This is a genomic window from Cupriavidus sp. 01L43 (assembly GCF_056399925.1).
In genome coordinates this window covers 353547-379373 of sequence record NZ_JBFTSH010000005.1, presented here as the reverse complement: position 1 = coordinate 379373, position 25827 = coordinate 353547, and the positions used below count along the sequence as shown (strand labels likewise).

Annotated in this window: 26 protein-coding genes; 13 read left to right on the top strand and 13 right to left on the bottom strand. The window is 69.4% G+C overall.

What is annotated here, in order from left to right; all coding sequences use genetic code 11:
- Positions 1-28: 28 nt before the first annotated feature.
- Positions 29-535, top strand: a complete 507-nt coding sequence (locus tag AC1DP9_RS12315; RefSeq protein ID WP_477107499.1) for an ankyrin repeat domain-containing protein — start codon at positions 29-31, stop codon at positions 533-535.
- Between the two features lie 20 nt (positions 536-555).
- Here AC1DP9_RS12315 and AC1DP9_RS12310 read toward each other — a convergent pair whose 3' ends face one another.
- Positions 556-1314, bottom strand: a complete 759-nt coding sequence (locus tag AC1DP9_RS12310) for an SDR family oxidoreductase (RefSeq protein ID WP_092293690.1) — start codon at positions 1312-1314, stop codon at positions 556-558.
- Positions 1315-1534: 220 nt separating this feature from the next.
- On the opposite strand from AC1DP9_RS12310, the gene AC1DP9_RS12305 reads away from it, so the two are divergent.
- The 3 genes from AC1DP9_RS12305 (at position 1535) to AC1DP9_RS12295 (ending at position 3956) form a co-directional block, all read left to right on the top strand.
- Positions 1535-2998 carry an MFS transporter gene (locus AC1DP9_RS12305; protein ID WP_092293692.1) on the top strand — a complete coding sequence of 488 codons (1464 nt, stop codon included), beginning with the start codon at positions 1535-1537 and terminating at the stop codon, positions 2996-2998.
- Positions 2999-3327: 329 nt separating this feature from the next.
- A complete protein-coding gene (locus tag AC1DP9_RS12300) occupies positions 3328-3588 on the top strand; it encodes a BrnT family toxin (protein ID WP_477107482.1) in 261 nt (86 codons plus the stop codon).
- Positions 3589-3614: 26 nt separating this feature from the next.
- Positions 3615-3956, top strand: a complete 342-nt coding sequence (locus AC1DP9_RS12295; protein ID WP_477107481.1) for a hypothetical protein — start codon at positions 3615-3617, stop codon at positions 3954-3956.
- Between the two features lie 17 nt (positions 3957-3973).
- Here the strand turns inward: AC1DP9_RS12295 and AC1DP9_RS12290 are convergent, their stop codons facing one another.
- The 3 genes from AC1DP9_RS12290 to AC1DP9_RS12280 all read right to left on the bottom strand — a co-directional run bounded on the left by AC1DP9_RS12290 (position 3974) and on the right by AC1DP9_RS12280 (position 7351).
- Positions 3974-4936: a D-2-hydroxyacid dehydrogenase family protein gene (locus AC1DP9_RS12290; RefSeq protein ID WP_477107480.1), complete on the bottom strand. Its 963-nt coding sequence runs from the start codon at positions 4934-4936 to the stop codon at positions 3974-3976.
- Position 4937: 1 nt separating this feature from the next.
- Positions 4938-6308 (bottom strand): MmgE/PrpD family protein, encoded by a 1371-nt coding sequence (locus tag AC1DP9_RS12285; RefSeq protein ID WP_477107479.1) that lies wholly within the window; start codon positions 6306-6308, stop codon positions 4938-4940.
- 68 nt (positions 6309-6376) lie between these two features.
- Positions 6377-7351, bottom strand: a complete 975-nt coding sequence (locus AC1DP9_RS12280) for a Bug family tripartite tricarboxylate transporter substrate binding protein (protein WP_477107478.1) — start codon at positions 7349-7351, stop codon at positions 6377-6379.
- A 327-nt stretch (positions 7352-7678) separates the two neighbouring features.
- On the opposite strand from AC1DP9_RS12280, the gene AC1DP9_RS12275 reads away from it, so the two are divergent.
- The 8 genes from AC1DP9_RS12275 to AC1DP9_RS12240 all read left to right on the top strand — a co-directional run bounded on the left by AC1DP9_RS12275 (position 7679) and on the right by AC1DP9_RS12240 (position 16650).
- Positions 7679-8551, top strand: coding sequence for a metal-dependent hydrolase (locus AC1DP9_RS12275; RefSeq protein ID WP_477105144.1), 873 nt, complete (start codon positions 7679-7681; stop codon positions 8549-8551).
- The gene (locus AC1DP9_RS12270; protein WP_477107477.1) at positions 8551-9393 is read left to right on the top strand and encodes an ABC transporter substrate-binding protein; all 843 of its coding nucleotides are present in this window, start codon (positions 8551-8553) and stop codon (positions 9391-9393) included. Before AC1DP9_RS12275 ends, AC1DP9_RS12270 begins: the two co-directional genes overlap by 1 nt.
- A gap of 77 nt (positions 9394-9470) precedes the next feature.
- A complete protein-coding gene (locus tag AC1DP9_RS12265) occupies positions 9471-10544 on the top strand; it encodes a sensor domain-containing diguanylate cyclase (RefSeq protein ID WP_477107476.1) in 1074 nt (357 codons plus the stop codon).
- Positions 10545-10756: 212 nt separating this feature from the next.
- The gene (locus AC1DP9_RS12260; protein WP_477107475.1) at positions 10757-11077 is read left to right on the top strand and encodes a hypothetical protein; all 321 of its coding nucleotides are present in this window, start codon (positions 10757-10759) and stop codon (positions 11075-11077) included.
- Positions 11078-11176: 99 nt separating this feature from the next.
- On the top strand, positions 11177-12406 hold the full coding sequence (locus tag AC1DP9_RS12255) for a helix-turn-helix domain-containing protein (protein ID WP_477107474.1): 1230 nt from the start codon (positions 11177-11179) through the stop codon (positions 12404-12406).
- Positions 12407-12443: 37 nt separating this feature from the next.
- Positions 12444-13082 (top strand): Vgb family protein, encoded by a 639-nt coding sequence (locus AC1DP9_RS12250; RefSeq protein ID WP_477107473.1) that lies wholly within the window; start codon positions 12444-12446, stop codon positions 13080-13082.
- A 332-nt stretch (positions 13083-13414) separates the two neighbouring features.
- On the top strand, positions 13415-15205 hold the full coding sequence (locus AC1DP9_RS12245) for a putative bifunctional diguanylate cyclase/phosphodiesterase (protein WP_092293715.1): 1791 nt from the start codon (positions 13415-13417) through the stop codon (positions 15203-15205).
- A complete protein-coding gene (locus AC1DP9_RS12240; protein ID WP_477107472.1) occupies positions 15202-16650 on the top strand; it encodes an HDOD domain-containing protein in 1449 nt (482 codons plus the stop codon). Before AC1DP9_RS12245 ends, AC1DP9_RS12240 begins: the two co-directional genes overlap by 4 nt.
- Before the next feature lie 21 nt (positions 16651-16671).
- Here AC1DP9_RS12240 and AC1DP9_RS12235 read toward each other — a convergent pair whose 3' ends face one another.
- The 9 genes from AC1DP9_RS12235 to AC1DP9_RS12195 form a co-directional block, all read right to left on the bottom strand.
- A complete protein-coding gene (locus tag AC1DP9_RS12235) occupies positions 16672-17643 on the bottom strand; it encodes a GGDEF domain-containing protein (RefSeq protein ID WP_477107471.1) in 972 nt (323 codons plus the stop codon).
- A 143-nt stretch (positions 17644-17786) separates the two neighbouring features.
- The gene (gene mdcH / locus AC1DP9_RS12230) at positions 17787-18713 is read right to left on the bottom strand and encodes a malonate decarboxylase subunit epsilon (RefSeq protein ID WP_477107470.1); all 927 of its coding nucleotides are present in this window, start codon (positions 18711-18713) and stop codon (positions 17787-17789) included.
- A complete protein-coding gene (locus tag AC1DP9_RS12225; protein ID WP_477107469.1) occupies positions 18710-19360 on the bottom strand; it encodes a malonate decarboxylase holo-ACP synthase in 651 nt (216 codons plus the stop codon). The genes mdcH and AC1DP9_RS12225 overlap by 4 nt, the downstream gene beginning before the upstream one ends.
- Before the next feature lie 4 nt (positions 19361-19364).
- On the bottom strand, positions 19365-20189 hold the full coding sequence (gene mdcE, locus AC1DP9_RS12220; protein WP_477107468.1) for a biotin-independent malonate decarboxylase subunit gamma: 825 nt from the start codon (positions 20187-20189) through the stop codon (positions 19365-19367).
- Positions 20186-21040 carry a biotin-independent malonate decarboxylase subunit beta gene (locus tag AC1DP9_RS12215; RefSeq protein ID WP_477107467.1) on the bottom strand — a complete coding sequence of 285 codons (855 nt, stop codon included), beginning with the start codon at positions 21038-21040 and terminating at the stop codon, positions 20186-20188. The genes mdcE and AC1DP9_RS12215 overlap by 4 nt, the downstream gene beginning before the upstream one ends.
- On the bottom strand, positions 21037-21348 hold the full coding sequence (locus AC1DP9_RS12210; protein ID WP_092293727.1) for a malonate decarboxylase subunit delta: 312 nt from the start codon (positions 21346-21348) through the stop codon (positions 21037-21039). The genes AC1DP9_RS12215 and AC1DP9_RS12210 overlap by 4 nt, the downstream gene beginning before the upstream one ends.
- Positions 21348-22229, bottom strand: coding sequence for a triphosphoribosyl-dephospho-CoA synthase (locus tag AC1DP9_RS12205; protein ID WP_477107466.1), 882 nt, complete (start codon positions 22227-22229; stop codon positions 21348-21350). The genes AC1DP9_RS12210 and AC1DP9_RS12205 overlap by 1 nt, the downstream gene beginning before the upstream one ends.
- Entirely contained in the window at positions 22229-23887 is a 1659-nt protein-coding gene (mdcA, locus tag AC1DP9_RS12200; protein ID WP_477107465.1) for a malonate decarboxylase subunit alpha, read from the bottom strand. Before mdcA ends, AC1DP9_RS12205 begins: the two co-directional genes overlap by 1 nt.
- A 138-nt stretch (positions 23888-24025) precedes the next feature.
- Positions 24026-24619, bottom strand: coding sequence for a cytochrome P460 family protein (locus AC1DP9_RS12195; RefSeq protein WP_218158026.1), 594 nt, complete (start codon positions 24617-24619; stop codon positions 24026-24028).
- A 275-nt stretch (positions 24620-24894) separates the two neighbouring features.
- Between AC1DP9_RS12195 and AC1DP9_RS12190 the strand changes: the two genes are divergently transcribed.
- Positions 24895-25824, top strand: a complete 930-nt coding sequence (locus tag AC1DP9_RS12190) for a hypothetical protein (protein WP_477105220.1) — start codon at positions 24895-24897, stop codon at positions 25822-25824.
- Positions 25825-25827: the final 3 nt, after the last annotated feature.

Genomic DNA, 25827 nt, shown 5'->3' with positions numbered 1-25827 from the left:
CCAGACATCGACCCCACCCACCGGCACCATGACGGCGGAAGAGGAATCCCGCATGGTGGCCGCGCTGGGCGAAGTATTCGACCTCGCGCGCCAGGGCGACGCGCCGGCGCTGGGTGCGCTGATCGCGCGCGGCATGCCGGCCAACCTGCGCAATGAAAAGGGCGACAGCCTGCTGATGCTGGCCGCCTACCACGGTCATGTGGACACCGTGCTGGCGCTGCTCCAGGCTGGCGCCTCGCCGGACCTGCGCAATGCGGCCGGCCAGACGCCGCTGGCAGGCGCTGCGTTCAAGGGTTTCAGGGAAGTGATCGAAGCACTACTTGCGCATGGCGCCGATGTGGAAGGGGCCTCGCCGGACGGCCGCACCGCGCTGATGACGGCGGCGATGTTCAATCGCACCGAAATCGTCGATCTGCTGATCGCGCATGGCGCCAATCCGGACGCGCGCGACCACCGCGGCCTCTCCGCCGCCGATGCCGCCGCCGTCATGGGCGCCGGCCGCGCGGCCACCCAGTTGGGCGGGCCGCACCACTAGGTCTTATCGGTCAATCTGGCTTAGCCACGGCCGACGAACGGCATCTTGGTGGCCATCACGGTCATGAACTGCACATTGGCCTCCAGCGGCAGGTTGGCCATGTGCAGGACCGAACTGGCGATGTGCGCCACATCCATCAGCGGTTCCGGGCGAATCTCGCCATTGGCCTGCGGCACGCCGCGCGCCATGCGGTTGGCCATGTCGGTGCCGGCGTTGCCGATGTCGATCTGGCCACAGGCGATGTCCCAGGCGCGGCCATCGAGCGACAGGCTCTTGGTCAGCCCCGTGATGGCATGCTTGGTGGCCGTGTAGGGCACCGTGTTCGGGCGCGGGGCGTGGGCCGAAATCGACCCGTTATTGATGATCCGCCCGCCGCGCGGGTCCTGCGACTTCATCAGCGCGAACGCGCCGCGCGCGCACAGGAAGGCGCCGGTCAGGTTGGTATCGACCACGGCCTTCCACTGCTCGACCGACAGTTCATCGATGGAAATGGCCGGGGCGTTGATGCCGGCGTTATTGAACAGCACGTCCAGCCGGCCGAAGCGCTCGCGCACCCGGGCGTAGAGCTGGTCGACCGAGGCCGGGTCGCTCACATCGCACTGCACGGCCAGCGCGGTCTGGCCAGCGGCGGCGGCTTCGGCCGCCAGCGCCTCGAGTGTGGCGGCGGTCCGGCCGGCCAGCACCACCTGGTAGCCGTCGGCCAGCAGCGCCTGCGCCACGGCCTTGCCAATACCCCGGGCCGCGCCCGTGACCAGTGCGACTTTGCTTCCTTGCGTCATGCCTTGTCTCCTGTTTTCGTAGCTGCCGATGATAGTCTGACGCGCCTGAAAATGCCTTGGGAGCCATTCCCGGCGTCGCATTTTCGTGATGATCTAAAGATATAACAACAAAGCATTTGGCCGGCGGGGCGCCTTCCCGTAGCATGCGGCAGTCTTTTCTTGCGGACAGGGCCGATTGCGCCCGGTCCACGCGCAATTTTCTTTCAATCGCCCCCAATCAATGTCTGCCGATCTTGCCCTGTCGCCCGCCGCGACGCAGGCCGCCGCCCAGGCGGCCGCGCCCGCCCGTGCGACCATCCGTTCCGCCGCCGATGTGGCCAAGCTGGTCAACCAGGGCGGCGCCGCCGTCAGCAATGCCCGCATCGTCGTGGCCATCGCGCTGGGCGGCATCTTCCTCGATGCCTATGACCTCGGCGCCCTGGCCTTCGGCCTGAAGGACGTCACCCGCGAATTCAACCTGTCGCCCGCCGGCACCGGCATGGTGGCGTCGGCCATCACGTTCGGCGCCATCGTCGGCGCCTTCCTGGGCGGCTATTTCACCGACCGCATCGGCCGCTACCGCGTGTTCATGGCCGACATGGTGTTCTTCGTCGTGGCCGCCATCGCCTGCGCGTTTGCGCCGAACGAATACGTGCTGGCCGGCGCGCGCTTCGTCATGGGGCTGGGGGTCGGCATCGACCTCCCTGTCGCCATGGCCTTCCTGGCCGAGTTCTCCAAGCTCCAGGGCAAGGGCAACAAGGCGTCCCGGGTGGCGATGTGGTGCCCGACCTGGTACGCGGCCATCTGCGTGTCCTATCTGTTAGTGCTGCTCTGCTACTCGGTGCTGCCGGAATCGCACAGCAACCTGCTGTGGCGCATCATCCTCGGCTTCGGCGCCGTGCCGGCGCTGGTCATCATCGCCGTGCGCAGCCGCTACATGAGCGAATCGCCGGTGTGGGCCGCCAACCAGGGCGACCTGGAAGGCGCCGCCAAGATCCTGCGCCAGTCCTACGGCATCGACGCTGTGGTGGCCCCGGACGCCGTGGCCGAGCCGCCCAAGCGCCCCGCCTCCTGGCGCAACTACGGGCTGCTGCTCAAGGGCGTGTACGCGCGGCGCACGGTGCTGGCCACGGTGATGTCGATTGCCTCGTCGTTCGCCTATAACGCCGTGGCGTTCGGCCTGCCGGTGATCATCGCCAGCTTCCTGGCGCAGTCGATGCTGACCACGATCCTGGTCTCGCTGGCGCTGAACCTGCTGTTCGCATTCGTCGGCGGCCTGATCGGCGTGCACCTGGTGCCGAAGACCGGCGCCTGGAAGCTGACCGTGACCGGCTACGCCTTCCAGCTCGCCGCGCTGATCGGCCTGGCGCTGGTCGGCAAGCCCCACGGCGCCCCCGAAGTGGTCGCCGCCATCGCCTTCCTGGCCGTGTTCCTGCTGGGCCAGGGCTTCGGCCCGGGCGCGCACACCATGACCTACGCCTCGCTGAGCTACCCGACGTCGCTGCGCGGCGTGGGCGTCGGCTTCAACCAGACGCTGATGCGCGCCAGCTCCACGGCATCGCTGTTCCTGTTCCCGGTGCTGGCCGCCGCGCTGAGCACCAAGGTGTTCTGGGTCATCGCCCTGGCCCCGCTGGCCGGCCTGGTCGCCCTGCTGGCCATCCGCTGGGAGCCGGCCAACTACGACGTGGACGCCGAAGACTTCTGATCCGTCGATGGGGGGCTGGCTGGTTTCCCATCAGGTCTGCGCGTAAAAACCCCACGCTTGAGAGAGCGTGGGGTTTTTACGTTTTGGACACACACCGTGGGGTGTTGCCGACAGTGGGCATGACCGCCATTGCCCATGTTTTGTATATACGACAAAATGCCAACACAGGATCACTCATAGTCTGAGTTAGACCGAGAAATCGCGTAAAAATGCGACGCTGCGCCCCCTGACCACACGGCCAATCTGCTCATGCAATGGGTCTTGCCGTATATACAAATAGGGGGTAGCATTTGAAGATCGTCATCTCACCATCGATCGCGAAGAAGCTCGTGGCAAAGCACGGCGGCATCCGCGATGTGGAGATCCGGCAAGCCTTTGCGAACCGGGTGGGTCAGATCCTTGTGGATGACCGCGAGGAACACGCCTCCGACCCGCCCACGCACTGGTTCTGCGCGAAGACGGACACCGGCCGCATGCTCAAGATCGTCTACGTCAGAAGGGACGACACTATTTTTCTCAAGACCGCGTATGAACCGGCACTGCCCACCGTGGCGTTCTACCGGCGCATGTGCCTGGCCGCGTGGTCATGAATCAACCTTTGCAACAGGAGCAGTACATGGGCAACGCCAAGAAAATTCCGGGAACCGTCGAAGCGTGGGAGCAGGGTGACCTCGGGGAGGACGAGGCACACGCCGTCGTCGCGCCCGACGAATCAGCGGCACTCGACCGGGCACTTGGCCTGCAGGCGGTGTCGATCCGCCTGCAAAAGTCGCTGATCAGCGATTTCAAGTTCCTCGCCGAAGAGCACGGCATGGGCTACCAACCGCTCATGCGCGAAGCGCTTCGCCGCTTTGCAGAAGCAGAGATGAAGCGTCTCGCGGTCAAGTACGCCAACGAACGGCGGCGTGGCGCGGCCGAGCAGGGGGACAGCAAGCCCAAGCGGCCGAAGGCGGCCTGACCAAGGTTTGGCGCGCTCTACGAACCGGCCTGCGCCTCCAGCCACGACGCCAGGGTCCCGACCACGCCCTTGGCGAACATCGTGAACACCGGCTCGCTGACAAACCCCGTATGTGGCGTAATAACCACATCCGTACGCCCGCGCAGCGGATGATCGGCGGGCACCGGCTCCACGTCGAAGACGTCCAGCGCCGCCATGGCAGGGCGATGGCGGTCCAGCGCGCGCGGCAGGGCTTCCATGTCGATCAGGGCCGAGCGGGAGGTGTTGACCAGCAGCGCGTCGGCCCGCATCAGCGCCAGCCGCTCGGCGTTGATCAGCCGCGTGGTTTCCGCCGTCGGCACCAGATGCAGGCTGACCACGCGCGAGGTGGAGAGCAGCGCCTCCAGGCTCACCGCCGTCACCCCCTCTGCCGCCGCGCGCTCGGGCGTCATGCGCGGGCTCCACGTCACCACTTCCATGCCGAGCGCCTTGCCGACACGCGCCACGCGCTTGCCGATCTCGCCCAGGCCGATCAGGCCCAGCCGCTCGCCGTGCAGCACGCCGGGCAGCGGCAGCGCCTCCGCAGGCCGCCAGCCGCCGAGCCGCATCGTCGCCATCTGCATCTCCAGTTGGCGCGTGGCCGCCAAAATCAGCGCCCACGTCATCTCGCAGGTGGACTCCTTGGACGGCCCCCATTCCGTATTGGCGACGGGGATGCCGCGCGCGCGCAGCGCCTCCACGTCGAGCGTGGTGTTACGCGTGCCGGTGAAGACCACGTAGCGCAGCCGCTCGGCCAGCCGCAGCGTGGCGGCATCCAGCGGGGTGCGGTCCCGCACCAGCACCAGCACCTCCACCTCGCGCAGCACGGCGGCCAGCGCCTCCCCGCGCAGCGGGGCGTGGTGGAAGGCCACGTCCGCCTGCGCCTGGATGGCCGACCAGTCCGCCAGCCGGGTCAGGGCGCGCTCGTAGTCGCCCAGTACCGCAATCCGGGGGCGCGCCATGTTACGGACGCGCCAGCGCGGTAATGGTGCCGACGTTGGCGGTATCGCCCAGCTTCCAGCAGGCATCGATCAGCTTGGCTACCTGCGCCGCGCCGAGCACCGGGTCGGCCAGCGCGTGGAACTTGGCGTCCAGGTTGGCATCGGTCATCGGGCGTTGCAGCGAGCCGATGGCGTGCTCCACCGTCACCGCGATTTCGCGGCCGTTCTTGAGCACGGCCTTGACGATGGAAGCGGCCTCGTCGACGTTCGCGTCGGCCGTCGCCACCACCTTGCGGCGCAGCGCCACCACGTCCTCACGGGTGACGATGTGGTCCGAGAACTCCTCCTCGGCGGCGCGCCCGAAGATCAGGCCCGCCGCGCAGCCGTGGTAGACGCTGAACTTGGCGAGCAGGCCATCGGTCGGCTCCTTCTTGCCGGTCAGCTCCAGCACCAGCGGGTGCACGCGCAGTTCGATGCGCTCCACGTCCTCGGCCTTCACGCCCTGCTCGCGCAGCTGCACGCAGGCGTCGATGCTCGGGTGGATCACGATGCCGCAGGCAAACGGCTTGTAGGTATTGAACGAGATCTCGAAGCGGCTGCCCAGCTCGTCGGTAATCTCGTTCCAGTCGGTCTTGGCCGAGATCACCTGCATGAAGCCGCGCGGTGCCTCCAGCGCCTTCGCGCTCGACGTGTAGCCGTGCCGCGCCATCAGCGCCGACATCAGCCCGGCGCGCGCCGCGCCGCCCGGGTGGAACGGCTTGGTCATGGTGCCGAACTGTTCGCGCAGACCCACCGGCTGGGAAGCGGCGATGCCCAGCGCCATCGTCGTACGGTCCTCGTCCAGCCCAAGCAGGCGCGAGCAGGCTGCCGCCGCGCCCAGCATGCCGGTGGAGCCGGTGATGTGCCAGCCACGGTCGTAGTGGTCCGGGTACATGGCGTTGCCCACGCGGCAGGCCACGTCGATGCCCAGCACCACGGCATCGGTCACGGCACGGCCGCTGGCGCCGGTGTGCTCGGCCAGCGCCAGCACGGCGGATGCCACCGGGCCGGCCGGGTGGATGATGGTCTTCAGGTGCGTATCGTCGAAATCGAACGTATGCGAGGTAATGCCATTCACCAGCGCGGCGCTGGCCATGTCCACCTTGTCGCGGCGGCCCAGCACCGTGGCCTGCGGCGCCGGCTGGAGTTCCGCCACGGCGGCCAGCGCGGCCACGGCGGACTCATGCCCGGCGGCGCCCACGGCGCAGCCCAGCCAGTTCATGAAGGTGCGATGGGCTTCGTGGTCCACCTCGCGGCTCCAGCCTTGCGACGGATGCGTGGCCACGAACTTTCCGAGGATGCGCGTGACCGGCGGGGCGTTGTGGTCGGCGGCGACATGGGTATTSCGTGCCATGGGATAGGGGTCCTTGTTCAGTGAATCGAAAAATGGGGGCTGGCGCCCGGTCGGGGCAGCCGAGCCGGTCAGGTATCGAGATGGATGCCGCGGTCCTTGGCGAGCTTGCTCCAGCGGTTCACCTCGTCGGCGATATAGCGGCGGAACTGGTCGGGCGTCATCGGCGTGGGCTGCAGCGCCTCGGAGGACAGCTTGTCAGCCAGGTCGGGGCTCTTGAGCACCGTGTTGAGCGAACTGTTGAGCTTGGCGACGATATCGGCGGGCATGCCGGCCGGGCCGACCACGCCGTACCACTGCTGGGCGTCGAAGCCCTTGAGCCCGGCTTCCTCCAGCGTCGGCACGTCCTTGAGCAGCGGGTGGCGCGCGTGGCCGGTCACGGCCAGCGGCCTCACGCGGCCCGAGCGGATATGCGGCAGCGCGGCGGAAAGCCCCGGGAACATCGCCTGCGTCTGGCCGCCAATCAGGTCGTTGAACGCCGGGGCAATGCCCCGGTACGCCGCGTGGGTCATCTTCACGTTGACCTGCTGGGCGAACAGCTCCATCGACAGATGCGTCAGCGACCCCGGCCCGGACGAGCCGTACGCCACCGCGCCGGACTTCTTCGCATAGGCGATGAACTCGGCCAACGTGGACGCAGGGACGCCGGCACTCACCACCAGCACATTGGGCGTGCCGCCGATCATGCCGATGGCGGTGAAGTCCTTGAGCGGGTCGTAGGGCACCTTGCGGGTGGCGGGATTGGTGCCGTGCGTGGCGACGTAGCCCTGCATCAGGCTGTAGCCGTCCGGGGCGGCCTTGGCGGTCATCTGGCAGGCAATCACCCCGCCGCCGCCGGCCTGGTTCTCGACCACGATGGACTGGCCGAGCACGCGGCCCCAGCGGTCCGCCACGGTGCGGCCGATCAGGTCCGAGCCGCCGCCGGCCGATACCGGCACCACGTAGCGCAGCGGCTTGTTGGGAAACGGGTCTTGCGCCTCGGCAAAGCCGGGCATGGCGAGCAGCATCGCGCCAGACTTGAGCAGGCTGCGGCGGGTGGCATTCATGTCTCCTCCACTTGCATGACACCGCGGGAAGCGTCCCGGGTGCCTTTTTTTCGGGATGGGGCCAATGGCCGGCTGGGCCGGCGGGGCCCTGGCTTTGGCTGAACGCATCATGGACGCCCGCCGCGCGTCTGTGAATTGCAAATTTCCTCTCGATTGATGCATGGAGTGCATCAATGGGGAGTCGCCATGGTGCACCCTGAGTTGACACGGACCGGCGGCCTGCGAATACTCCACATCGCCAGCCCGCGCCCCGACCATGTCCATGCTCATGGGTGGCAGGGTTAGAGACGTCATTCACCGCTGTCACACATCCAAGCAAGGACGACCATGAAAAGACTCCGCACGCTCCTCTGTGCCGCCGTGGTGGCGGGACTCGCCGGTTGCGCATCGACCCTCTCCGGCACGGGCGCCGACGCGCCCAAGCCCACCGCGCCGGGGCAGATCACCGCCGGCAAGACCGAAGTGCTCTGGCTCGGCCAGGCCGCCATGCGCATCACCACGCCGGGCGGCAAGGTCATCATGATCGACCCCTGGCTGACCGGAAATCCCAAGACGCCGGCCAACTTCAAGCAACTGGGCGCGCTCGGCAAAATCGACCTGATCCTGGTCACCCACGCCCACGGCGACCACCTCGGCGACGCCGCGGCGCTGTCGCAGCTCAACAACGCGCCGATCTGGAACGGCGGCGGCATGGGCCAGACCCTCGTCGCGCTGGGCATGGTGCCGGCGGCGATGTCGCAGCGCTTCAACAAGAGCGGCACGGTGGCACCGTTCGGGCCGCAGGGGCCGAAAATCACCGCCGTCCACGCCGAGCACTCGTCCGAACTGGTCTGGAAGAACCCGGCCACGAACAAGGATGAAGTGCACTACGGCGGTGAACCGGTCGGGTACATCATCGAGATGGAGAACGGCTTCAAGGTCTGGCACATGGGCGATACCGGCCTGTACGGCGACATGCGCATGATCGGCGAGATGATCAAGCCGGACCTCGTGCTGATTCCGATTGGCGGGCACTTCACGATGGGGCCGAAAGAGGCCGCCGTGGCCGTGCGCGACATGATCAAGCCCAGGTACGCCATCCCGATGCACTACCTGACCACGCCGCAGCTGGCCGGCACGCCGGCCCAGTTCACGGCCGCGCTGGGGGTCACCGGCACGCAGGTGATCGTGCCGGAGCCGGGCCAGAAGGTGGACTTCTGATGAACCGGACGCGACGCCTGATCAGCACCGCCGGCACCGCCAGCGCCGCAGCCATCGCGCTGGCGCTGTCCGGCTGTGCCACGCCGGGCGGACCGGCAGCCGCCGGCAGTCCGGATGCACGCGCCGCCGCCACGGAACTCGGCGGCACCGGCAAGCTGCGCGCCGCCATCAACCTCGGCAACCCGATCCTGGCGGGCCGGGCGGCCAACGGCGAGCTTCAGGGCGTGTCCGTCGACCTGGCCCGCGAGGCCGCGCGCCGGCTGAACCTGCCGCTGGAACTGGTGGCGTTCCAGTCGGCAGGCAGCGTGGTGGAGGCGGTGAAGGGGCGGCAGGTCGATCTGGCCTTCGTCGCCATCGACCCGGTGCGCGCGGCGGACATGGAATACACCGCGCCCTACGTGATCATCGAAGGCGCCTACCTCGTGCGCAACGACGCCGCGCTGCAGCGCAACGAGGACGTGGACCGCCCCGGCACGCGCATCGTGGTGGGCCGGGGCAGCGCCTACGACCTGTTCCTCACGCGCGAGATCAAGGCGGCCACGCTGGTGCGCGCGCCGACCTCCCCCGCCGTGACGGACATGTTCCTGGCCGAGCGGCTCGACGTGGCGGCCGGCGTAAAGCAGCAGCTGGAAGCCGACGCACGGCGCGTGGGCGGCGTGCGGCTGCTGCCGGGCCGCTTCATGGTCATCGAGCAGGCCATGGGCGTGCCCAAGGGCCGCACCGCCGCGCGGGCGTGGCTGAGCAGCTATATCGAGGAGATGAAGGCCAGCGGCTTCGTGGCGGCGGCGCTGCAACGGCACCGCATCGAAGGGGCGGGCGTGGCGCCGCCCCGGCAGCCCTGACGCTATCGCCAGTTGCTATCGGCCTTAATCAATTCCCCACATAATTCCCGGCTTCCGCCACCGCCCTTTCCCTCCCCATGAGCCAGCCCGACCAGCCCGACCAGCCCGACCAGCCCGATCACCCCGAACACCCGCTCCAGGCCGCCTTCCTGCGGCACGAACAATCGCTGGCGCCGGCCGGGCACATGGTCGGCGAGGACGACAGCGCCGTGTACCGCACGCTGCTGGAGTCCACCAAGGCCATTCCGTGGAAGATCGACTGGGCGACCATGGCATTCGCCTATATCGGCCCGCAGATCGAGGCGCTGCTCGGCTGGGCGCCGTCGTCCTGGAAGACCGTCAATGACTGGGCCGACCGCATGCACCCGGACGACCGCGAGGCCGTGGTGAACTTCTGCGTGGCGCAGTCGCAGGCGGGCACCGACCACGAGGCCGACTACCGGGCGCTCACGCGCGACGGCGGCTATATCTGGCTGCGGGATGTGGTCCACGTGGTGCGCAAGCCCAGCGGCGAGGTGGAGTCGCTGATCGGCTTCATGTTCGACATCAGCGAACGCAAGCGCACCGAGGAACAGCTCGCCCAGTTGCAGAAGGAGCTGGAGCGGCTCTCGTTCACGGACGGGCTGACTGGCGTGGGCAACCGCCGCATGTTCGACACCGTGGTCGAACGCGAATGGGCCGCCCTGCAGGACGCCGGCAAGCCGCTGTCGCTGATCCTGATGGATGTGGATTTCTTCAAGGCCTACAACGACTACTACGGCCACCTGCAGGGCGATGACTGCCTGCGCAAGGTGGCGGCGCTGCTGGCCGATGCGGTGGGCGCCGAGCACTTCGTGGGCCGCTTTGGCGGCGAGGAGTTCGTGGCCGTGCTGCCGGGCACCGACGCGGACACAGCCGTGACGATTGCCGAGCGCTGCCGCACGATGATCGCCGACGCGGCCATCCCCCACCTGCGCTCCCCCTACGAACAGCGCGTAACGGCCAGCTTCGGCGTGGGCACCACGCTGCCGGTGCCGGGCGCGGAGCCCACTGCCTTCATCAACCTCGTGGACGCGCAGTTGTATCACGCGAAGGACAATGGCCGGAACCGCATCGCCGCCGTGGATCGGGCCGGCATGCAGGGCGAAGGCTTCCGGACGCACTCGCGCTGAATCTACCCCCAACGGGTGTTGGCGCACGGCCATCGGCACGCGCCGCACCTGTTGGCTGGCACCCGCCAGCCAGGCGCCCGATAGCGCGGTTTTGCGCCAGCCACGGCACATTCGGGCGAGATTTTCGATTGGCACGACCCCTGCGTAGGAAGGGAGGAACGCGCGATTGCGTTCCTTGCCCTTCCTACCCTGTCCCAATCGGAGTTCGACCCATGTACTACCGCTTTCTTCCCTTCCTCATCGGCGTCGCCATCGCCACCGCCCTTGCCGCCCAGCTTGCCCAGGCCGCCAGCCCGCGTGACAGCCTGTTCGCCGGCGACAAATACGGCTACAACTTCCGCATCGATTCGCGCGATGTCTACAGCGACGGCGCCCGTGGCCGCTTCGACGTCTACACCGACGGCGCCCGCGACGTGACACCGCCCTCGCGCGACCAGGACAGCTCGCGTTTCCTGTCGGGCATGGACCGGCGTGGGGTGTCCGCCGAGCCGTCACGCCAGTTCGACGTCTACACGGATGGCGCGCTGGCTTGACTGCCGGATTTCTCCCCTCTCCCGCAAGCGGGAGAGGGGAGCGGCCCGCCGGGTCGCGTGATAGTGTGCCGTCCATGACCCATTTCCTGGCGGAACTGGATGGACGCACTGATTACCGCCGCCGCGCGGGCGCTGGCGGCGGGTGACCCGCTCGGCGCGCTGAACCGCGTGGCCCTGCGCGAGGACGCGCCGGCGCTGGCGTTGCGCGGCATCGCCATGGCCCAGCTTGGCGATCTCGCGCGTGCCCGGCTGCTGGTGCGCCGCGCCGCCCGCGCCTTCGGCCAGAAGGAGGCCGTGGCCCGGGCGCGCTGCGTGGTGGCCGAAGCCGAGATCGCGCTGGTTTCCCGCGATCTCGGCTGGCCAGCCAGATCGCTCGGCGCCGCGCAGGCCACGCTGGCGGCGCACGGCGACCTCGCCAATGCCGCCCACGCCCGCCAACTCGAAATCCGCCATCTGCTGCTGATTGGCCGGCTCGATGCCGCCGAGGCCGCGCTCGCCACGCTCGACCCCACCCCCTTCCCACCCGCCTCGCGCGCCGCGCACGAACTGATCGTGGCCGGCATCGCCCTGCGCCGGCTGCGCACGCAAGCCGCGCGCGAGGCCCTCGCCCGGGCCAGTCAGGCGGCGCGCCAGGCCGCCATTCCCGGGCTCTCGGCCGAGGTGGAGCAGGCCGTCCGGCTGCTCGACGCCCCCGCCGCGCGGCAGATCACGCCGGACGGCGACCGGCCGCTGCGGCTCGACGAGGTGGAGGCGCTGCTGGCCTCCAAGGCGCTGGTGATCGATGGCTGCCGTCATGTCGTGCAGGCCGACGGCACGGCCATCTCGCTGGCGCGGCGGCCGGTGCTGCTGACGCTGGCGCGGGCGCTCGGCGAAGCCTGGCCGGCCGATGTGCCCCGGGACGCCCTGATCGCCCGGGCCTTCCGTACCCGCCATATCGACGGCTCCCACCGCGCGCGGCTGCGCGTGGAAATCGGCCGGCTGCGCGCGATGCTGGGCGCGCTGGCGCGGGTGGAGGCCACCCCGGACGGCTTCGCGCTGGTGCCACTGGAGCCACCGCCCGCCCGGCAGGTGGTCGTGCTGGCGCGGCCGGTCGAGGAAAAGCACGGTGCCGTGCTGGCCTTGCTGGGCGATGGCGAGTCGTGGTCCAGTTCCGCCCTCGCCCTGGCGCTGGGCGCCAGCCAGCGCACCGCCCAGCGCGCGCTGGACGCGCTGGCCGCCGACGGCAAGGTTGAGGCGTTCGGCCGGGGCCGCGCCCGGCGCTGGCTGAGCACCCCCGTGCCCGGATTCACGACGACCTTGTTACTCCCCACCCCGCTGCCGAATCACTAGGATGAAGGCATGTTTCAACCAACGAGGGAATCCACCCATGAAACGACAGCCCGCTGAAATCCTCCGTGAATACGGCCCCTTCCCCGGCGTCGAGGCCGTCCACGGCGTCACCTACGACGGCAAGCGCGTCTGGTTCGCCTCGGGCGACGCACTCCACGTGCTCGACCCGGCCACGGGCCAGACGCTGCGCACCCTCGACGTGACTGCCAATGCCGGCACCGCCTTCGACGGCAAGCACCTGTACCAGATTGCCGAGCGCCAGATCCAGAAAATCGATCCGCAGACCGGGGAGGTTGTCGCCACCATCCCCGCCCCGGGCGACGGCAACGACTCGGGCATGGCCTGGGCCGAAGGCACGCTGTGGGTGGGCCAGTGGCAGGCGCGCAAGATCCACCAGATCGACCCGGAGACCGGCAAGGTCCTGCGCACCATCGAGTCCAACCGCTTTGTCACGGGCGTGACGTGGGTGGACGGCGAGCTGTGGCATGGCACCTGGGAGAGCGAGGAAAGCGAGCTGCGGCGCGTCGATCCGGCCTCGGGCGAGGTGCTGGAGCGGCTGGATTTGCCGGCCGGCGTGGGCGTCTCGGGGCTGGAGTCCGATGGCGCCGACCAGTTCTTCTGCGGCGGCGGCACGAGCGGCAAGCTGCGCGCCGTGCGCCGGCCCCGGAAGGGCTGACAAACGGGGCTGAAAGCCCGCGGCGCACAAAGCGCCATTTTCGTTGCGATGTCAATCCCCCCACCGGCGCCCACCCCCGGGCGCCGCGCGCCTGTTGTAGCGGCGCCGACGCCGCGCATTCCTTGCCCCGCGCGGCGTTCAGCCTGATGCCGGCTCGTATTAGAATCGCCGGTGTCGATCCGTTCGGCATGCAACAGAACCAGTGGTCATGTTCCGGGTGCGGGAAGGCCCCGGACTGGTTCCGATCTGCCTGCCAGAACACGCGTTACCCATCGAGACCCACTCAACAGTTATCAGGCCAGCGTCCAAGGGGATTCCGGGCTGAGGAAGACATGACCTCGTTTGCATATGATGTTGCCCTGGCGCCGGAGCCCGCGGAAAGCGGGACTGCCGGCGACCGCCCTGCCGGGCGCGAGGCCTGGGCGCTGCTGGAAGCTTCCGGCGCGCTGGCCATGCGGGTCGATGTCCAGGGTCGCATCCTCCAGGCCACCGAAGCCACGGCTGACCTGCTCGTCTACCCCCACGAATACCTGCTGCGCACGTCGGTGCTCGACGTCATCGCCCCGGAATCCCGCGATAGCGTGGCCGCCCTGCTCCAGGCCTGCGCGCGCGACCGCGCCGCCCGCCGCGAGCGCGTGCGCTTTGCCGGCGGCATCGGCGGCGGCTGGCTGGACCTGCGCATCGCGCACCAGCCCGGCGAGGGCAACACCCCGGCGAGCCTGCTGCTGTTCGGCCACGACGTCACGGACTGGGTCGAGAACGAGCGCCAGCTCAACGCCCGCGCCTTCCTGGACCCGCTGACCGGCGTCGGCAACCGGGCCTTCATCCGCCGCCGCATCGAGCAGTACATGGCCGGCGCCGCCAGCGCGCGCGTGCCGTTCGCCGTGGCGCTGATGGACCTGGACGGCTTCAAGAACATCAACGATTCGCTCGGCCACGAGTTCGGCGACGCGCTGCTCAAGGAAGTCGGCGCCCGCCTGCAGGACACCGTGCGATCCCAGCAGAGCGTGGCGCGCCTGGGTGGCGATGAATTCGTGCTGATGCTCGATGGCCTGGAGTCCGAGGCCGAGGCCATCCGCATTCTCGAGCGCGTGATCCACGTCTGCCGCCAGCCCTTCCTGCTGGGCGGCTGCCATGTGCGGATCACCACCAGCATCGGGCTGGCCTTCTCGTCGGCCGCGTCCGGCAACGTCCAGCCGGAGTCGGAGTCGCACTGGCTGCGCCGCGCCGACCTGGCCATGTACGAGGCCAAGGCGCTGGGCAAGAACCGCTATTGCGTCTACTCGCCCGAGCTGGACCGCCGGCTGGACGAGCAGTTCCGCATCGAGCAGAGCATGTTCGAGGCGGTGCAGAACGGCGAATTCCTGCTCCACTACCAGCCCATCGTCTGGCCGGCCACGGGCGAGGTCTGCGCCGTGGAGGCGCTGATGCGCTGGGACCACGCGGGCGAGTTCATCCGCCCCGACGTCTTCATTCCCGTGGCCGAGAAGAACGGCCTGATCAAGCATCTGGGCGCCTGGGCGCTGCGCTGCGCCTGCGCCCAGTTGGCTGCGTGGGACGCCCAGGGGCTCCAGGTCGGCCATATGTCGGTCAACGTCTCCGCCGTGCAGTTCCTGCACCCGGGGTTCTTCGAGAGCGTGCGCAACGCCATCCAGGACGCCGGCATCAGCGCCGACCGCCTGGTGCTGGAGATCACCGAAAGCGCGCTGATGACCGACCCCAAGGCCGCCGAGGACCTGCTGATGTCCCTGCGCGCGCTGGGCCTGCGCTTTGCCGTGGACGACTTCGGCACCGGCTATTCCAGCCTCTCCTATCTGCGTCGCTTCCCGCTGTCCGCGCTCAAGGTGGACCGCAGCTTCGTGGCGGACATGGTCGATTCCCCGCATGCGCGCACCATCGTCTCGGCGGTGCTGTCGCTGGCGCGCGAGCTGGGTCTGGTAGCCATCGCCGAGGGCGTGGAAACCGACGCGCAGGGCGAGCTGCTGGCCGCCCAGGGCTGCAACCTCGTGCAGGGCTGGCGCTATGCGCGCGCGCTGAGCCCGCTCGACTTCGAGCAGGCCCTCGCGGACGGCCGCCTGATGCTTGGCCGCGACGAAGTGTTCTCGCGGCAGGTGGCTGGATGACCATGCTGTCCAAGGAACAATTCTTCGAGTCGCTGTGGAACCGCATGGCGCAGCAGGGGGACTTCCCGACCCTGCAGTACTGTGTCGACAACATCTTCCAGACGCTCAACGGCGATCTCACCGTGGGCGAGATGGCCACCAGCGTGCTGTCCGACTTCAGCCTGTCGCAGAAGGTGATCCGGCTGGCCAACTCGGCGATGTACCGCTCGTTCGGCGGCGAGGTCACCACGGTGTCCCGCGCCATCCTGGTGCTCGGCGTGGAGGCCATCAGCCACCTGACGCTGGGCATCCAGCTGCTCGACTACTTCCACGGCGTGGCGTCGCAGCGCCCGCAAGCCACCAAGGGGCTCCAGCGCGCGCTGGTGGCGGGCGAGATCACCCGGGCGCTGTCGCATGCGCGCGGCATCAACGAGGGCGAGGAAGCCGTCGTCTGCACGTTGATGCACCACATGAGCCGGCTGCTGGTGGTGTTCTACTTCCCGGACGAGTGGGAGCGCGTGGAGGCGATGTGCGCCGCGCACCCGATGACCGAGAACGAGGCCTGCCAGGAGGTGCTGGGCGTCTCGATGGAGGAGATCGCCGAGGCCGCCGCGCGCAAGTGGCGCCTGCCGGGGATCATCGCCCATGCCATGAAGCCGCGCCTGATGTCGCCGGACACGGTGCTGGAAACCCATGCCGACTGGCTGGCCGCCATCGCCCATGTCTCGGCCCAGGCCGCCGCTGCCATGGTGCGCGACGGCACGCAGGAGTCGGTGCAGGACCTGCTCACCGCCCACGCCAAGATGCTGGGCCTGACCACCGGCGACGTGGCGATTGCCGTGCGCCAGGCCGATTCGCTCAATACCTCGATCACCCGCGCCGAGGCCCCGGCCGAGGCGGCGGCGCCCGTCGGCGCCAGCAGCGATCCGGAAGACATGCTGCGGCGGCTGCGCCAGGGGCTGGACGAGGTGCGGCGCGAGGGCGCCGGGCTGTCGGTGTCCCAGCTGGCGCCGATGGTGCTGGAAACCACGATGCGCGCAATGAACTTCTCGCGCTGCTTCCTGATGATGCTGAACCCGGCCACCAAGCGCTTCCACGCGCGGCTGGGCTTTGGCGAGGGCATGCGTGACAAGCTGACGGCCCTGTCCTTCGAGGAAGGCTTCGTGCCCGACGTGTTCCACTTCGCCGGGCTGGCCGACAAGCCGCTGCTGATCGAGGATGCATTCGACCCGAGCATCGCCCACCGGATTCCGCGCTGGTACCGCGACGCCATGCCGGACGCGAAGTCGATCCTGCTGGCGCCGGTGCGCATGCGCAACCGCTGCATCGCGCTGATCTATGGCGACTGGGGCGCCACGCGCTGCGCCTGGGAGCTTGGTGAAGCCGAGCTGAATGCCGTGGACGAGTTGATGCGCGAGATCGCCGCCGGCGTGCTGCGCGCCGCGCCGCAGCGCGCGGAGCCGTAGCTAGCCCAAGTCAGCGGCGAATCAGTGCCGGGTGGCCTTGCGCTGGGCCTTGTCGGCGTACATCGCCGCATCGGCCTGCGCCAGCAGCTCATGCACCGTGGCGTGGCGGGACGGATCGAACTCGGTCAGCCCCACGCTGAAACGCAGGCGGTAGCCACGCGCGTTCTGCGCATTCCACGCATCCACGTTTCGATGCAGGCGCGCCAGCGCCTCGCCACAGCCGGCGGCATGGGTATTGGTCAGCAGCGCGGCGAATTCGTCGCCGCCGAGCCGCCCCACCACATCCGAATCCCGGAACGCCATCCGCAGCGCCGCGCCGAACGCGGTCAGCGCGCGGTCGCCTTCGGCATGGCCGAACTGGTCGTTGATCGGCTTGAAGCCGTCCATATCGAAGAACACCAGCGTGGCCGGCCGGTCCAGCCGGCGGCACAGCTCGATGGCATGCTGGCTCAGCACCGTGAAGCCGCGCCGGTTGGAGAGCGCGGTCAGCTCGTCCATGCTGGCCAGGTGCACGGCGGCCAGCTCCTGCTCGGCCATGCGGGCCAGGTCGTGCAGCAGCGCGCGGTCGTCGTCGTCGAAGGTGCGCGGCTGGCGGTCGATCAGGCAGAGCGTGCCGAGCTTGGTGCCGTTGTGCGCCACCAGCGGGCAGCCGGCGTAAAAGCGGATGTGCGGCTCGCCGGTGACCAGCGGGTTGTCGTGGAAGCGCGGGTCCAGGCGGGCGTCGGGAATCAGCAGGATGCCGTCGCCGGCAATCGCGTGGCCGCAGAACGAGGTGTTGCGCGGCGCCTCGGTCTGGTCCAGGCCCTCGCAGGCCTTGAACCACTGACGGTTGGCATCGACCAGGCTGACGACCGCGATCGGCACGTCAAACAGCCGTTTGGCGAGCCGGGTCAGGCGGTCGAACCGTTCCTCGGCCGGGGTGTCGAGGATGTTGAGCGATCTCAGCGTGGCGAGACGCAGGGTTTCATCGGGCGGAATCGGGGGCGGCTGCATGGGCGGTTCCTGAGCGCGCGCCGGGCGGGTCCCGGCGGCGAGGGATCGTGCCTGTGTTAACGGCCAAATCGTACGCCGCCTGCAGGCTTGCCGCCCACGTGCACACCGATTGTTTCAATTTTTTGCGAGGTCGGGAGCACCTTCTATTCGCCCCGGCTGGCCCGGTCCATCAACACGCGCACACTGTCCGCCCGCGTCTCGGCACAGGCCACCGCCTCCGGCAGCACCATGCCGGCGAGCCGCGTCAGCACGTTGCCGGGCGGCATCTCCACCGCCAGCCGCACACCGCAGGCGCGCGCCAGCAGCATGGTCTCGTGCCAGCGCACCGGCAACGCCATGTTGGCGGCGAGATCCGCCGCGATGCGTGCCGGGTCGCGTAGCTCGCGCGCGGCGCTGGCGCTGAACAACCGCAGCGTGGGCCGGCGCAGCGTGACCGGCGCGAACGCCTGTGCGAGGCTCGCGGCGGCATCGTCCAGCAGCGGGCAGTGGGACGGCACGGCGATGGCCACCCGCTTGGCGCCATGCGCGCCGGCCTCCTGCGCCAGCGCCGCCACACGGGCCATCGCCACGTCCGCCCCGGCGATGACGAGCTGCGTCGGCGCGTTGAAATTGGCGACATAGACCGGCAGGCCGGTCGCCCGGACCCGCGTCACGATGGCTTCCAGCGCCGGGGCTTCGAGCCCGAGGATGGCGGTCATGCCGAAGCCCTGCGGGTAGGCGTCCGCCATCAGCCGGCCCCGCAGCGCCACCAGCCGCACCGCGTCGTCATAGGCCAGCGCGCCGGCCACCACGGCCGCCGCGTAGGCGCCGATCGACAGCCCGGCCACAGCCTCCGGCCGGGCGCCGTCCGCCATCAGCGCGCGTGCCGTGGCTACGCCGGCCGCCAGCAGGCAGAGCTGGACCGATACGGTGGAGGTCAGGCTGTCGGCGGTGTCGAGCGCCATCACGTCATGGCCCAGCGCGTCGCTGGTCTGGGCGAGGGTTTCGTGCACGGCGCGATGGTCGCGCAGGCCGTGGAGCATGCCGGGGCGCTGCGCACCTTGTCCGGGGAAGGTCAGCAGCGTGCTCATGCCGTCTGCCACGGGTCCGTGCAGCGCACCGGGCCGGTGGCGGTCTTCAGCAGCACGCGGCCTCCGGTGCGCAGGCGCTCCAGCAGGGCAAAGCCGCCGTGGGGCGTGGCGATCTGGATGTCGAGCCGCGCGTCCTTGCAATCGTCGAYCAGCGCCGCCAGCCATTGTTCGTCCGCCTGACCCAGCGGCGCGGCGGCGTCAATCAGCAGGTCCACATCGCTGCCGGGATGGAGCACATCGAGCCCGGACGCGAGCGTGAACCCGGCCGCGCCGGTCACGCCCCATGGCAGGCCGCGCGCATCGAGTAGCGGGGCGATCTGCGCCAGCGTGCGCAGCGCCGGCAGCGCCAGTCGGCGCGGGTGATCCTGCCAGCGCGCCGCCCGGGCGATGGCGAATGGCGACATCACCCGATCGCACTGGGACGCATCGATCCACGTGGCGTGGCGCTCCTCGCGCCGCCGGCCGCGCAGCCCCACCGGGATGCAGCTATCGCGCAGCAGATCGCGCCGCACCACTACGGGCGCCACCGCCAGCCACGTGGCATCGACCCACGCCGGCAGCGGCTGGCTGGCCGCGAACGCCGGGGCGTCGCGCAGCCAGATCAGGTCGTGCGGCTGGAGTGGGCGGGGGAGCGGAGCGTCCGGCACGGTGTCATCCCTGCCACTGCCGGGCGAGCACTTCGCGCACGCGCGCCGATGCCTGCCGATTCTCGCCGCCCAGCCGGCTGCGCAGGTCGCGCTCGGGGTCGGCGTCGATATCGGCCAGCGCAGCTTCCAGCGTCGTGCGCACCGTGGCGACGTCACCGGCTTCGGGCGCCTCGGCCCGGGAGACCGGCACGCGCCGCCACAGCAGGCCCAGCGTGGCGTAGTTGTCGATGTCGTAGGCCATCGGCGGCACCGTGGCCGCGAAGGCTTCGAGGTCCTCCACGCTGCGCATGGTGATGCGCGCCGCCGCTTCCTTGCCCATCGCATGCACCTGCACGCCGGGGTCGGCCAGCGCGACGATGCGGTTGGCCTGATAGCCGTGCGCGAGGAAGGCGCCCGACATGGCCTTGCCCACCAGCAGCGCGATCACCGGATGCCCCTGCAGGCGCGCGGTGGCGTAGGCATCCGCCGCGCTGGCCAGCGACTGGTGGATGCCGAACGCTTCCTCGCGCCGGCCGTAGGCCTGGCTCGGGGTGTCCACCACGGCGACGATGGCGCGCTTGACCGGCGCGTCGCGGTCCGCCTGCACGGCGTCATGGACGGCGCGCGCGAGCGTCCAGCCCTCGCGCAGCCCCACCTCGCCCTGCCGGGCGCGCGGGAACGGGCTGGCGGCATCGGGCACCACCGCGATCCAGCGCACGGGCCGGCCCGCCAGTTCGCCATCGGCCACCTGGATCGAAGCCGGATAGTCGGTCAGGCGCGATGCGCCCTGGCTCAAGGCGGCGAGCCAAATGGCGCCCCGGGAGTTCGATTCAGTCGATTCGGTCGTCATGACGGTTCTCCAAACACGGCGCGCACGGTGGCCGCATCGGCCTGCCGCGCGGGGTCATAGTCGGCCAGCCGCTGCAGATAGAACGCATACGCGGCACTGCGCGGCGGGGTGGGTGGCTGATTGGGCGGCTCGGCGACGAGGGCCGCCACGGTGGCGCGGATCGCCGCGCTGTCGTCCTCGACGTAGCGGTCCGCCAGCCCGGTAGCGATGCGCTGCTCGCCGCCGGTCAGGCTCCAGATCAGCGGCCGGTCGCGCGAGTCGTACTCGGCAATGCCGGCCTCCTGCTCGATCACGGCCGGCCCGTTCAGGCCCAGCCGCGCCTCACGCGTGACCACCAGCGTGCTGCACAGTCCGGCCGCAATCGACATCCCGCCGAAACACCCCACCTGCCCCGCAATCACGCCGATCACCGGCTGGTAGCGGCGCAGATCGACGATGCCCGCGTGGATCTCGGCGATGGCGGCGAGGCCGAGGTTGGCCTCCTGCAGCCGCACGCCGCCGGTCTCGAACAGGATCACCGCGCGCGTCGGGGTGCCCTGCCGGTTGTCCTGCGCGGCCAGTTCCAGCGCGCCGGCAATCTTGGCGCCGCCCACTTCGCCCAGGCTGCCGCCCTGAAAGGCGCCTTCGATGGCCAGCACGACGGTGGGATGCCCGTCGATGGTGCCCTTGGCGACGATCACGCCGTCATCGGCCTGCGGCACCACGCCCTGACGCGCGAGCCAGGTCGAAGTCAGGCCGTCGAACGGCCCCGCCAGTTCGCGGAAGGTGCCGGGGTCCAGCAGCGCATGGGCGCGCGCGCGGGCGCCCAGTTCGACAAAACTCTCGCGCGACAGCAGTGCGGGCTGGCTCATGGCTGCCCCTTGCTGTCATCCAATGCCTCGAACGCCTCGGCCAGCCGCATGCCCACCACGCCCGGCGTGGCGCCGAAGTCGTGGATGCGGATACGCATGGCGGCGCGCGGCTCGGCGCTGAAGACGCGCGTGAGTTGGGCGTCCCAGACGCGGCCGTAGCCGTCCACCGAGGTGGTCACCTGGATCGAGGTCTTGCCGGCGTCGCCGGGTTCGATCATCACTTCAAGGTCGCCAGAACCGACCACGCCCACCAGCACGCGTTGGCTGGCCGGTGCGCCGGCGGGATATTCGAACTGGAGTTGTTCCATCATCGGTCTCCGTGGGGGAGCGCCGGCCCGGTGGGCAGGCGATCCAGAAATAACGTGGCGGCGAGCAGGTCGGCGGCGCCGCCGGGGGAGGCGTTGCGCGCCAGCATGCCGGCTTCGAGCCGATGCAGCAGCCGCCGGCCCGGCAGCGTGCCGATGCCGCCCGCTGCAAGCACGGCGGCGGCGCCGGCCTGCATCGTGGCCAGCCCTTCGCGGCCGGCGCGGGCCAGCACGCAGGTATCGTCGAGCCCGGCCATGATCGCCAGCAGCGCATTGACGCGCGCGGTGGGCTCCGCATCGCCGCGCGCGCGGCTGGCGCGCAGCGTCGGCAAACCCCGTTGCACGACATGCGGGAAGCCGGCCTCGGCCTGCCCGCGCGCGCCGCCTACCTGATACGCCTGCCGCGCCAGTTCGCCCTTGTTGCCGGTGTGCGCGGGGCGATGCCCGTCTGGCAGCCGGGCGATGGCCCCCGCCGCGTCGGCCACGGCGTGGGCATCGGCACCCTCCGGCAGCAGCCCGGCGGCGCCGGCCAGCAGGCCCAGGCACCAGATCGCGCCGCGATGGGTGTTGACGCCGCCGGTGGCGCGCAGCATCGTCGCCTCCGCCGCGCGGCCCAGCGCGCCGAGTTGTTCGCGCAGGGGTCGATCGACGCCGGAGGATTCCCGCCCCGCCTCCGCCATCGCGGCGAAGCCGCCGCGCAGGCTGCGCGCGGACGCCACCATCAGCGCCAGCGTCAGGTCGCGGTGGGCGCCGCTGCCGCGCGCATCCACCAGCCCGGGCTTGGGCGACAGCATCGCCTCGTCGATCAACACCGCTTCGGCCAGCGCGCCGATGGCGCCGGCGCGATCTTCGGTGAGCGCTACCGCATGGATTGGGACGGCCATTACCAGCTCCGGAAACGTGCCGGCGGCTCGTACAGCCCGCCCGACCACTCGACCAGATCGGCCATGCTCTTGGCCGCCAGCAGCGAGCGCGTGGCATCGGCGCGATGCACGCCGAGGTCTTCCGGCAGCGCGATCAGCCCGTCGCTGCGCATCTGGCGCGTGGTGGCCGGGTCGTGGCGCATGCCGATCGGCGTGACGCCGGCCACCGCCGCGATCATCCGGCGGCGCTGCTCGATCGACGTGGCCTTATATAAATAGGCGATGCCTTCCTCGGTCAGCACGTGCGTGACGTCATCGCCATAAATCATCACCGGCGCCAGCGGCATGCCGGCATCCTTGGCCACCTGCACGGCGTCCATGGACTCCACGAAGGTCGGCTTGCCGCCCGCCTGGAAGGTTTCGACCATCTGCACCACCAGCTTGCGGCCCCGCGCGAGCGGGTCGTCAGTCTCGATCAGGTCGAGCCAGGCCGGGGTGGCGTGGCGGCGGCCGCCCGGCTGGTGGCCCATGTTCGGCGCGCCACCGAAGCCCGAAAGCCGGCCGCGCGTGACCGTCGACGAATGCCCGTCGCCATCGATCTGGAGCGTGGAGCCGATAAACAGGTCCACCGCGTACTGGCCGGCGAGCTGGCAGAAGGCCCGGTTGGAGCGCATCGCGCCGTCCGCGCCGGTGAAGAACACGTCGGGCCGGGCCGCCACGTAGTTCTCCATGCCCAGTTCGCTGCCGAAGCTGTGCACGCTCTCGACCCAGCCCGACTCGATGGCCGGGATCAGCGTCGGGTGCGGGTTCAGCGTCCAGTGCTTGCAGATCTTGCCCTTGAGCCCGAGCGATTCGCCGTAGGTCGGCAGGATCAGTTCGATGGCGGCCGTGTTGAAGCCGATGCCGTGGTTCAGCGACTGCACCTTGTGCCGCTCGTAGATGCCACGGATGGCCATCATCGCCATCAGCACGTGCACCGGCTTGATCAGGCGAGGGTCGCGCGTGAACAGCGGCTCGCAGAAGAACGGCTTGTCGGCCTGCACCACGTAGTCGATCCACGAGCCGGGGATGTCCACGCGCGGCAGGTCGGCCGGGTCGTCCACGATCTCGTTGACCTGGGCGATCACCAGGCCGTCGCGGAACGCGGCGGCTTCCACCAGCGCGGGCGTGTCCTCGGTGCTGGCGCCGGTGTAGAGGTTGCCAGCGCGGTCGGCCTTGTAGCCGGCAATCAGCACAATCTGTGGTGTCAGATCCACATACAGCCGGGCGTACAGCTCGATATAGGTGTGGATGGCGCCGACTTCGAGCAGCCCATCCTCAAGGAACTGCGAGATCCGCACGCTCTGTGTGCCGGCATAGGCGAAGTCGAGCTTGCGCGCGATGCCGCGCTCGAACAGGTCCAGATGTTCGACCCGGCTCACGCTCGGAATGATCATGTGCAGGTCGTGCACGGTGGCCGGGTCTACCTCGGCCAGCGCACGGGACAGGAAGTCCGCCTGCTTCTGGTTGTTGCCTTCGAGCACCACGCGGTCGCCCGGGGCGGTCACGGCTTCGAGGAAGGGGACGATGTTGTCGGTGGCAACCACCTTGCCATCGGCCAGCCGGGCGCCAAGGCCCTGGCGGCGGCGCTTCTCAACGCGGCGGGTGTCCCATTGGCGGGGAGTGGGGGAATCTGGCATCGCGGCTCCGGACATGCGGCATGACTGTCGATGTGGGCCACGATACGCCGGGGGCCATGGTCAAACAATGACACCCGGCGGCGGATCGTTACGGTGAGAGAAATGACGGGACCGCCACTTCCCTCTGTCCGGGCTCGGCTAGTTGCTGTTAGGCGGATCCGGGGCGAAGCGGTTGAACACGTAGTCGCGGTTCTTGACGACCGTGTGGCAGGCGAAGCAGGCCTGTTGCTTGGTGGCGTCCGAGGGCTTGCCGTCATCAAACTGCACGTAGCCCCAGCCGCCGGTGGCGGCGTACTTGGTCGAATCCCGCACCATGAACTGGAGGCCGTTCTTCGGGTGCCCGGCCACGTGGGACTGGGCCTTGCCGAAGGCTTCCGCGCTCTCCGCCAGCGCGTCGTAGCTCCAGGCGAGCCGGGCGATGATGGCGCCGTCGGGCAGCGGGTACTTGCCGCTGCGCAGGGCCACGACCGCCGCCTCGTTGCCGAGGATGGCGCGCAGGTCGTCGGTGGCGCCTTCCTCGCGGGCCACCGAGATCAGCGTCCACGCGCGGTAGCCGGGCGGGATCTTGTCCGGCACGGCTACCTTGCTGAGGTCCTGATTGGCTATCTTGGCGACCGGCTTGGCCGCCTGCATGCTGTCTTTCCCGGCGGCTTCCTTCGCCGTCTCCGCCAGCCCAACGCCCGCGCCAGCCAACGCCGTCACGGCCAGCGCCATCCCTACGATTTTTTTCATGGTTTGTCCTCCGGTGTGCAGGCGCCATCGTCACGCCAATCCGCCGCGCGGCATTGAACGGGCGGTCGGATTTGTCCGGAATGAACGTTGCGCAGCGTCGCGCCGTTTGCGCCACATCAAGCACCGAACTTTCTTAATGGCCGCGCAAGAAGTTTTACTTCCGCCGACTGGGCGTTGCGGCGATCATGACCGCGTCCTTGAATCCGGCCAGGAAGAGGTAGGCGATGCGCGCCCATGGCACCCTGAATTCCGCGCGATGTGTGGTGATGTTGGCGATGATGGGGATGGTGGGCCTCGCCCCGGCGCCGGCCCACGCCCAGACCGGTCCCACGTTCGGCATCGTGGGCGCCAACGTCCAGAAGCAGGCCAATGCGGTGCTGACGCTGATGTCGTTCGCCGTGGTGCCTGACCTCGCCTCCAGTTCGCTCTCCATCAGCAACACCAGCACCGACAACCCCGCCCTGACGCTCTGGCAGCTCGGCGGCGGTTTCACCTTGAGCCAGTCGTTCCCGCTCTATCTGGAGGGGTCGATTGCCTACAACCGCTACGACCCGACCTTCGTGGCCTCCAACGGCCAGGAGACCCGCAAGCTGCCGACCAAGTGGAATACCTTCGCGGGCACGGTCGGCGTCGGCTGGGATTTCCCGCTCATCGACAGCAAGGAACTGGTGTTCCGGCCGATCTTCAATGCGTCGATCGGCCGCGTGGCCAGCGACCTCTCCGTCGCCAAGTTCGCGGTGGAACATGTGACCGACCAGGAGATCGCCTTCCTGGACAACGGCGCCATGAACGCCTACGGGCTGGGCGGGTCGGTGATGCTGGACTGGGAAAGCCACCGCAACGAGCGCGATGTCGATGTGGAGCTGCGCTACACCAACATCTACCTGCGCAGCTTTGGCACCACGGGGGGCATGAACGCCTCCGCCGCCGCCCAGACCGCCAGCCTCTACGCCCGCTGGCGCGCGCCCACCGGCCTGCGTGCGCTGGACCGGCCGGTGCGCTATGTGCTCGAACTGTCCCACTCGCACTACTTCGGCAATCAGGCCGGCGCGCTGGGCTTCAGCCAGCTGACCACGGTCGGCACCGGGCTGGAACTCGACACCAGCGCACATGAAGTATTCGTCACCCGCATTCGGGGCGTGTTCCGCTACGTCTTCGGCAACAACGTGCACGGCCTGTCGTTCGGGCTGGCGGCCAGCTTCTAGGGG